At 42.2% G+C, this 7,458-nt stretch carries 9 protein-coding genes; 6 read left to right on the forward strand and 3 right to left on the reverse strand.

Annotated features, from left to right (window positions below):
- Window positions 1–217 (forward strand): EamA family transporter (locus tag D6D85_RS00605; protein ID WP_153183993.1); only part of this gene is annotated, 217 nt, incomplete at its 5' end.
- Window positions 218–576: 359 nt separating this feature from the next.
- On the opposite strand, the gene D6D85_RS00610 is transcribed toward D6D85_RS00605, so the two are convergent.
- Window positions 577–1,284 carry a hypothetical protein gene (locus tag D6D85_RS00610; RefSeq protein WP_125670099.1) on the reverse strand — a complete coding sequence of 236 codons (708 nt, stop codon included), beginning with the start codon at window positions 1,282–1,284 and terminating at the stop codon, window positions 577–579.
- Window positions 1,285–1,390: 106 nt separating this feature from the next.
- On the opposite strand from D6D85_RS00610, the gene D6D85_RS00615 reads away from it, so the two are divergent.
- The 5 genes from D6D85_RS00615 to D6D85_RS00635 all read left to right on the forward strand — a co-directional run bounded on the left by D6D85_RS00615 (window position 1,391) and on the right by D6D85_RS00635 (window position 5,860).
- Window positions 1,391–1,876: a DUF998 domain-containing protein gene (locus D6D85_RS00615; protein WP_125670100.1), complete on the forward strand. Its 486-nt coding sequence runs from the start codon at window positions 1,391–1,393 to the stop codon at window positions 1,874–1,876.
- Between the two features lie 66 nt (window positions 1,877–1,942).
- Complete coding sequence (locus D6D85_RS00620; RefSeq protein ID WP_125670101.1) at window positions 1,943–3,430, forward strand: L-serine ammonia-lyase, iron-sulfur-dependent, subunit alpha; 1,488 nt, start codon at window positions 1,943–1,945, stop codon at window positions 3,428–3,430.
- Window positions 3,431–3,792: 362 nt separating this feature from the next.
- Window positions 3,793–4,317 carry a hypothetical protein gene (locus D6D85_RS00625; RefSeq protein WP_125670102.1) on the forward strand — a complete coding sequence of 175 codons (525 nt, stop codon included), beginning with the start codon at window positions 3,793–3,795 and terminating at the stop codon, window positions 4,315–4,317.
- Window positions 4,318–4,320: 3 nt separating this feature from the next.
- Window positions 4,321–4,617, forward strand: coding sequence for a hypothetical protein (locus tag D6D85_RS00630; protein WP_125670103.1), 297 nt, complete (start codon window positions 4,321–4,323; stop codon window positions 4,615–4,617).
- Window positions 4,589–5,860, forward strand: coding sequence for a TRM11 family SAM-dependent methyltransferase (locus D6D85_RS00635; RefSeq protein WP_125670105.1), 1,272 nt, complete (start codon window positions 4,589–4,591; stop codon window positions 5,858–5,860). Before D6D85_RS00630 ends, D6D85_RS00635 begins: the two co-directional genes overlap by 29 nt.
- A gap of 24 nt (window positions 5,861–5,884) precedes the next feature.
- Here D6D85_RS00635 and D6D85_RS00640 read toward each other — a convergent pair whose 3' ends face one another.
- Entirely contained in the window at window positions 5,885–6,634 is a 750-nt protein-coding gene (locus tag D6D85_RS00640) for a type II restriction endonuclease (protein ID WP_125670104.1), read from the reverse strand.
- Window positions 6,635–6,925: 291 nt separating this feature from the next.
- Window positions 6,926–7,458, reverse strand: a 533-nt coding sequence (locus D6D85_RS00645) for a nucleoside recognition domain-containing protein (protein ID WP_133308276.1), incomplete at its 5' end; no start/stop codon positions are given.

Here is a 7,458-nt window from a genome sequence, read left to right on the forward strand (position 1 = left end):
AATCTACTTGGGTGCTTTCACGGCGCTTCTCCCCTATGTGCTATACTCAAAGGGGTTGAAGACCATTGAGGCAAGCAGAGCGAGCATTATATCAACTTTAGAGCCCCTTTTTGCCACATTACTAGGATTTCTAATTCTTGGACAGATGATAAGCATGAAGGGGATTGTTGGTGGAATCATCATCGTGCTTGCTGCTGTGCTTTCGATGAGAAAATAAAAATCAGAGCTTCCCGGCTGCTTGAGAAGATTGTAAGAAGGAATGAAATTGGAAGAGACAGAATTGAGGCATGAGGTCGATAAGGAGATGAGAGTACCCCCTATTTTCAAGAGTTCCTCGATATTCTAGTTGATTTGTAAATGTTAATAAGGAGGGAAAATGAGCACAGAAGGTCTCTCATGGCACCGCTTAGATTCTCTGGAACTCCGTTTTTTCACAAACTAAAGATGCGATATCCCTTATATCAGAGGCCCTAGCGGAAACAACCTTCACTACAAAATTTCTCTTTAGTTTCCTCTGAAAGAGAAATCAGGCTGTTTAGAATCTCTTCCTCCCTTCTCTTCATCAGGTCTATGACTTTAGACAAACCCAACAACCTTCTCTACAGCTTCATTCACCAATTCTTTAACTTCAGCTTGCTTTATTTCAATAGCCTTGAAATCGAAGACCTCTCTTCCAAAATGCTCGTTAAATAACTTGCAGCCATACTTTATCAAGGTCCAGGCTCTCAAGTTTGTCCCAGATACCCTTTTCCATCTTCCCAAATTCCTCAATTTATTAAAATCTATCTCTTTTCTTCTAAAATATAAAGTTGCAAAGGCATCTGTGAACGACCATTCGGCTAAGCAATTGACTACACAAGATTCTAGGGTTTCCACGAATAAGCCATCAACCTCCCTGTACTCATAAGGAATTTTCTTGTGAAACTCAACCTCAAAATCCCAACCCATACTTTTTGTAAAAACTTCTAAGGCTCTCTTGTAAGATCGATCATTAACAGCTAAACGAAAAACATCCCGATGAATAAAATCATAGTTCCATATACTTGCAGCAGTTTGCTTAATTATCACCTTAAAACCCTTATCCCTAGCTAAAAATTCCCAAGCATCCCTATAGCTTGTTGGTATCCAGTACCAACCCCAAGTTATGCGTCTAATTCCATTACTCTTGGTTAACCTATACAAATACTCCTTAGCCCTAGGATGGATTTTTTGAGCAGAGCTTAAGCTAAACAAGCTTCCAGCCCAATTCCTAGCCAACTTATCTTTAAACTCATCCAAATACACGAAGTCACCTTTAATATTGTTTTGGCACATTACTATTTAAACTTTCGCTTCCTAATTCACCAAGATTACCAGCACACCACAAGACATCACGAAGCAGAGTTTGTTGATGCCTCATAAAAAGCCTTTCATAACATCCCTACCGAATAGCCTCTGCGCGCGCATATCAGCCCCTGTTTTCAACATTTCTGTTTTTGTGCTCGGCTTGACTGTTGTGGTTAGTGCTTACTTTCTGAAGAGAATTGTTTCCAGCAGGATTTTCCTAATTTCCCTGATTTTGTGCGGAATTGGTGCCATGGGTGTAGGAGTTTTTCCAGAAAATTTCGGCGCATTGCATAGCATAGTCTCCTTCATCACATTCTTTTTCGGAGCTATATCGGCTATAGCTTCCTATGAGGTTCAGAAGCCACCGCTATACTACTTTGCAGTTATTCTTGGTCTAACATCGCTGGTGGCACTAGTACTTTTTGCAATGGATGTTGATCTTGGATTGGGCTTGGGGTGGCATGGAACGCATGGTAGTCTACCCGCTGCTTTCTTGGACCATGGGATTTGGAGGATATCTAATGAAAGAATAAAAACAAGCTATGTTTGAGAAGTTCTGTTAGTGATCAAGACACAATTAACACTATGTTTTTAATAAGAGGGAATCTGAACCCATATGAAGCTGAGCATCCTCAATCATGTCATAGGTCCTGTGATAAGAGGTCCTTCCAGCTCCCACACAGGAGCATCCTACTTCATCGGAAAGCTGGCCAGAGGATTGCTCCTAGACGATCTTCTTGAAGCAAGGATAATATTTGATAAGAAGGGATCTTATGCAAAGGTATATAGACAGGAGGCAAGCGATCTCGCATTTGTCTCCGGATTGCTGGGTCTAGATCTAATGGATGAAAAGTTCAAGAGATCAATTGAGCTAGCAAAGGAGATTGGGATAAAAATAGAGTTCTCCCTGTCAGATCTGGGTAGAGATGCACATCCGGATGAGGTAGTCATAGAGATGAAGGGCAGGAAGAGGAAGCTGACAGCTAGGGCAAGATCGATAGGCGGTGGCATGTTCGAGTTCCTTGAGCTCAATGGAAGGAAAGTCATGCTGACAGGGGATGAGTACATCCATATATTTGAGGCAGAGAGGGGATATGAGCCCAAGGGGATAGAGGCTTATTCCCTTGAATCCGAGGATGGAAAAATAGTGATAGTGAGGAGCCCTGAGCCCTCCTATCCTTCCATTGAGGGTGTAAGGAGGAGAGTTCTTGAGCCAATATTCCTGCCCATGAAGGGCAAAGAGATATTTTCAAGCGGTTTTGAGGTTGAAAAGTTTTGTGAAAAGGAAGGAATGAGCTTGGGAGAGGCGGGATTGAGGTATGAGGCTGAGCTTCTCGGGAAAAGCGAGCAGGATGTTCTCAAAGTCATGATTGAAAGATATAAAATCATGAAGAGATCGATAGAGGAGGGGTTAAGCGGAGAAGTCAGATTGAGAGTTCTGAAGCCCTCAGCTAGCACAATACTGGGGAAGCTTGAGAGAGGTGAGCTGGCTGTTGGAGGTCTGCATACAAAAGCAGCAGCTCTATCCATGGCTGTAATGCATGCCTGCAACTCAAGTGCTATTGTTGTTGCTGCACCAACAGGAGGATCTGCTGGCGTTATCCCAGGAGTTACTGCAGTGCTTGAGGAGGAACTTGGCTTATCGGAGAAGGAGATAGCTAAATCTCTCTTTGCAGCAGGTGTGATAGGGCTTATAATTGGGAAGAGAGCCACATTTGCTGCTGAGGAAGCTGGTTGCCAGGTGGAGATAGGGGCTGCAGGTGCAATGGCATCAGCGATGGTTGTGGAGGCATCAGGTGGATCTTGTAAGCAGGCCCTTGATGCCGCAGCTATCTCGCTCCAAAACATAGTTGGGATGGTCTGTGATCCTGTCGGTGGCTTTGTCGAGGTACCGTGCCACACAAGGAATGCTATAGCTGCCGCCTCAGCTTTTGCGAATGCCGATATCATAGTGGGAGGATATGAGAATCCCATACCTCTAGATGAAACGGTTGATGCCGTTTATTCCGTTGGAAAAATGATGCCATGGGAGCTAAGATGTACAGTGATGGGAGGATTAGCTGTATGTCCATCGGCTATGAAGTTCATGCCTAAGATGGAATGATGTTGATTCAAAGCTGTGCGCATTAGGAAGAAGATCTTGAGAATGTGCGCTAACAAGCTTCTGATGTAGTAGATAGAGGATCATGGTATAGACGGGTTCTTGAGAGGCTTGGATCGGAATATGAGTTGAGAGGTTCTTCAGATATCTCAAGGAGAGGATCGCATTCCATCATAAGCTAAGCTTCGCCGTGCAATGATTGCCTTCTTACAATAGTCTTAATCACAGTATAAAATCATCAGGTATTCTTGTAGTCTGTCTTAAGCCAGACTTAGACCAAGTATGTTACATTATGCTTGGAAATGCAGAGTTGAAATGAAACCAAAAAGGTTATATAAGATCACGCTGTATTATGATGATTCACAATGGAACCCGATACGAATAACCCTGTAAATGAGGATAAGGCAAAAAGTAGGGAAAAAGGTGTGAAGAAAAAGGAGGAGCAGCTATATGAGCCGATCAGGAGATGGCTTGAGTTGAAAGAATTCAGGGCACTTATACCTGGAAAGGAAAAGCAAATAGTTCTTCCAGTTGGCGCTCTTTTCGGTGTCAGGTCCCTCGAGCCTGATGTAGTTGGGTACAAGAAGAGCAATCATCGGGATCTTCTGACTGTTGTCGAGGCAAAGGCCGATAGAGTAGGTCTATTTGATGGCCTTGGAAGATGTCTTATCTACCAGAAGGTGGCTGATTTCGTCTATCTCGCTCTTCCTAGGAGAATTGCTGAGGGAATAGGGGAGAACTCCCTCTACAAGGACTTTGGGATAGGGATACTCTCAGTAGATGGGGATAGAGTTGAGGAGAGAGTGAAGGCTGAGCAACAGTATTCGCATAGATCGGAACTCAGGGAAATACTTCTAAGTATGGTAAAAGCTGTACTCGGGGTGAAGTGACAGGTGATAAAGGTGGATCAGCTAGATAAGAGGTCCAAGATGGAAGCAGGATGCAAGTATACCACAGGAAACGTTAACAGAATGTCATTAAGGGAAATAAAGCCCGATGAAACTAATAAAGAAAAGATGTTTAATTTGAAGCGCTACAAAGAAGCAATAAATAAGTATGCAACTACAGTTCCGAGAACTTTAAGGGAATTTCTCAAACTTAAACTCGGCGATTATATAAATTGGCTTATCGAAAGTGGTAAGGTGGTTAAAGGTGAGAAGAATGGAGACACTGCCCAGTTACTTAAGTAGTTCTACAGCTAACAATATTATTAATTCCCTTGATGGAGATTGGACTTTCGCCGGTGAGGACACTAAGTATCTTACTCATGGGTTTCATCCATATCCGGCCAGAATGATGCCTCTTATTGCTAAGAGAGTCATAGAGACTTTTGCTGTTGGAGATGACGATGTTATTTTAGACCCGTTTTGTGGTTCTGGAACAGTCCTAGTCGAGGCGATTGTTCACGGTAGGAATGCTATAGGCTTTGACATAAATCCCTTGGCAATAGTTATTGCTAGAGCTAAGACAACTCCTATAGATCCTAAGAAGCTTGAAGAAAAAATAGATGAAATTCTCACTGATATTATAAACGATGGGTCTAGTTATCTGCCACCAAAAGGTATTCCAAACCTTAACTACTGGTTTAAGCCGCAGGTAGTAGAGGTATTAGCAAGGATTTTGCACCACATTAAGAGAATCGAGGATGAGGCAATGTATAACTTCTTTGCAACAGCATTCTCATGCACTATCTGGAAAGTTAGCAACATTAGAAGAGGTGAGTACAAACTCTATAGAATGTCTAAAGAGGAGCTGGCTAAGTGGAACCCGGATGTAATAGGGACCTTTAGAGAGGCACTCTTAAACAATTTGAGGGGTATGAAAGAGTTTTACAAGGCTATGCAAGGTAAGAAAGCTAGAGCTGAGGTTTACCTCAAGGATGCTAGGGAGAGCGACTTGAAAGAGTCGGCGACGTTGATTCTAACGTCACCCCCTTATGGAGATAGCAAAACAACTGTTGCTTATGGCCAGTTCTCTAGGTATTCAGCCTTATGGCTAGGACTAAGAGATGTCCTTCATGTTGATGAAAAGTCTCTGGGTGGTGTTAGGAGAAAAGGCAACGTGTCAAGACTAGAGTCAAAGACGTTGGAAGAGGTTTTCAATAAAGTTTATGAAAAAGATCCTGAAAGAGCTTGGGATCTCTACAGCTATTTCTATGACATGGACACGGCCTTACAGAAACTTGGAAAGGCCCTAAAGAAGGGAAGAAGTTACATGGTATTTGTAATAGGTAATAGAACAGTTAGAAGAGTTCCAATACTAACAGACATGATTCTAGTGGAGATGGCTAAGAAGCATGGATTTGAACACATTAAAACAGTTTACAGGAGAATACCAACAAAGAGAATACCATGGAAAAATGCTCCGGAGAACATGCCTGGCTTAAAAGGTGAGACAATAAGTCAAGAAGCTATCATAATGTGGAGATTTTAAAAGGAAGTAAACAAGGAAATAAATTCACTCGATACCAATTTGTCTCTGAAAAGTGAGAAGATCATTGGGTAACTGAGAAAGGGGCTTAAACAATACATTGTGCTGTTCCTCCAACTCACTTAAATCATTCTTATAAATATTGTAGGGCCCATCCGGAATGTATGCTCTCCTCACACCTCCTTTAGCCATATCCTTAGCTTTTTGAGGCGTGAAGTCAGGATCTGGTTTAATTAGTATAAATGCACTATTTGGGAATCTGAATATGCGTATATCTTCAGACCACCTCTCCCTTAACGTTCTCTTAACAGCTAGCACAAAGACTTTATTGAGATTGGGGTGCTTTTCACTGCCAAAAGCCGCATTACTTGGAATAATGATGTCCGGTGTATAGCCTTTATACTTAATGTTTGCCCCTTCGCACCTAACGCCTAAGGCGCTTAATGCTCTAATCAATATTTCCTCTACAGTTCTCCCAGCCCTAGCCCTTCGAGTATTTGCTATGCTCACAATTAAACTGTTATCAATAATCTTGCTTATTACAGGAAATGCAAGAGTTTCTCCTATTAGGCCCTTATCCTTTAAATACTCTTCAACAGCTTTTTTCTCAGAATCTCTATATATCTTCTCAGCTTCCTCTTCTAACTCATTAACAACGTCTGAAAAGTTTCTCCTTGTAAGAAGCTCTCTAAGATCCTCAGTGCCATATTTCCTAGTGACGTTGTTTAAAGCCACCTCAATTATCTCATCGACTCTAGGTATCTTCAACTTAGCCATATGCCCACCTAACCCAGCCAGCAGTAAACGCAACAGGACTCAAAACTTAAAGCCCTATAAAAATCATTCCACTTCTCATAGAATATTTTATTCATATATTTCTTTTCTTTAGATATTAGTGATGTTGGAATCCATGAGCTTAGGACTTCTTTCTTTTTCGGCTAGATTTCTTAAGATCCAAAACTACCTAGACTACCGAAAGTCAACTCATGTTCTTAGAATAATGATAAAAGAAGAGGAAGGAAGGTGCTTCTAAGGAGAGTTGTAGTTTTAGAAAGGCTAAAACTATGACTAGCTAAATAATAAAGCAAAGATCTGGTATGAGAAGAAAGCAAGCAAATAAGCAACTAAAAGCTCGTATACAATAACTAAAACCAAGTATTTTGCTGATCTCAGCTCCTTAAGGAGAACAGCTGCTGTGGCCATGCACGGAAGGTAGAAGTTCATCATGACAGAGAGGGATACTATCTCAGCAGGGCCTAAAATTGACCTTATTGCTGCAACTGGATCCTCAGATCCTGTTATCGTGTTTATTGTGCCCAAAACTCCTTCCTTCGCAAGGAATCCTGAGAGAAGGGCAAGGGATGCCCTCCAGTCTGAAAGGCCTATGGGAGACGTGATCAGCGAGATGTATCTGCCTATAATAGCCCCTATGGAGCTGCTGTAATCGGTGGTGTAGCCAGCTGGCCCTATGTGAAGGAGAAACCAGAATATTATCACCATCGGAAATATTATCACACCAGCCTTCCTCAGGAAGTGCATCGTGTTCACCCTGGTGTACCACCATATCACCCTGAGAGAAGGCACATGGTAAGGCGGTATCT

The organism is Candidatus Methanodesulfokora washburnensis, assembly GCF_003947435.1.
GTDB lineage: Archaea > Korarchaeota > Korarchaeia > Korarchaeales > Korarchaeaceae > Methanodesulfokora > Methanodesulfokora washburnensis.

Bases quoted from the DNA above. Each gene is read 5' to 3' on its own strand.
- D6D85_RS00615 (WP_125670100.1), top strand. From the start codon at position 1,391: ATGCCTCATAAAAAGCCTTTCATAACATCCCTACCGAATAGCCTCTGC.
- D6D85_RS00620 (WP_125670101.1), top strand. From the start codon at position 1,943: ATGAAGCTGAGCATCCTCAATCATGTCATAGGTCCTGTGATAAGAGGT.
- D6D85_RS00625 (WP_125670102.1), top strand. From the start codon at position 3,793: ATGGAACCCGATACGAATAACCCTGTAAATGAGGATAAGGCAAAAAGT.
- D6D85_RS00635 (WP_125670105.1), top strand. From the start codon at position 4,589: ATGGAGACACTGCCCAGTTACTTAAGTAGTTCTACAGCTAACAATATT.
- D6D85_RS00640 (WP_125670104.1), bottom strand. From the start codon at position 6,634: ATGGCTAAGTTGAAGATACCTAGAGTCGATGAGATAATTGAGGTGGCT.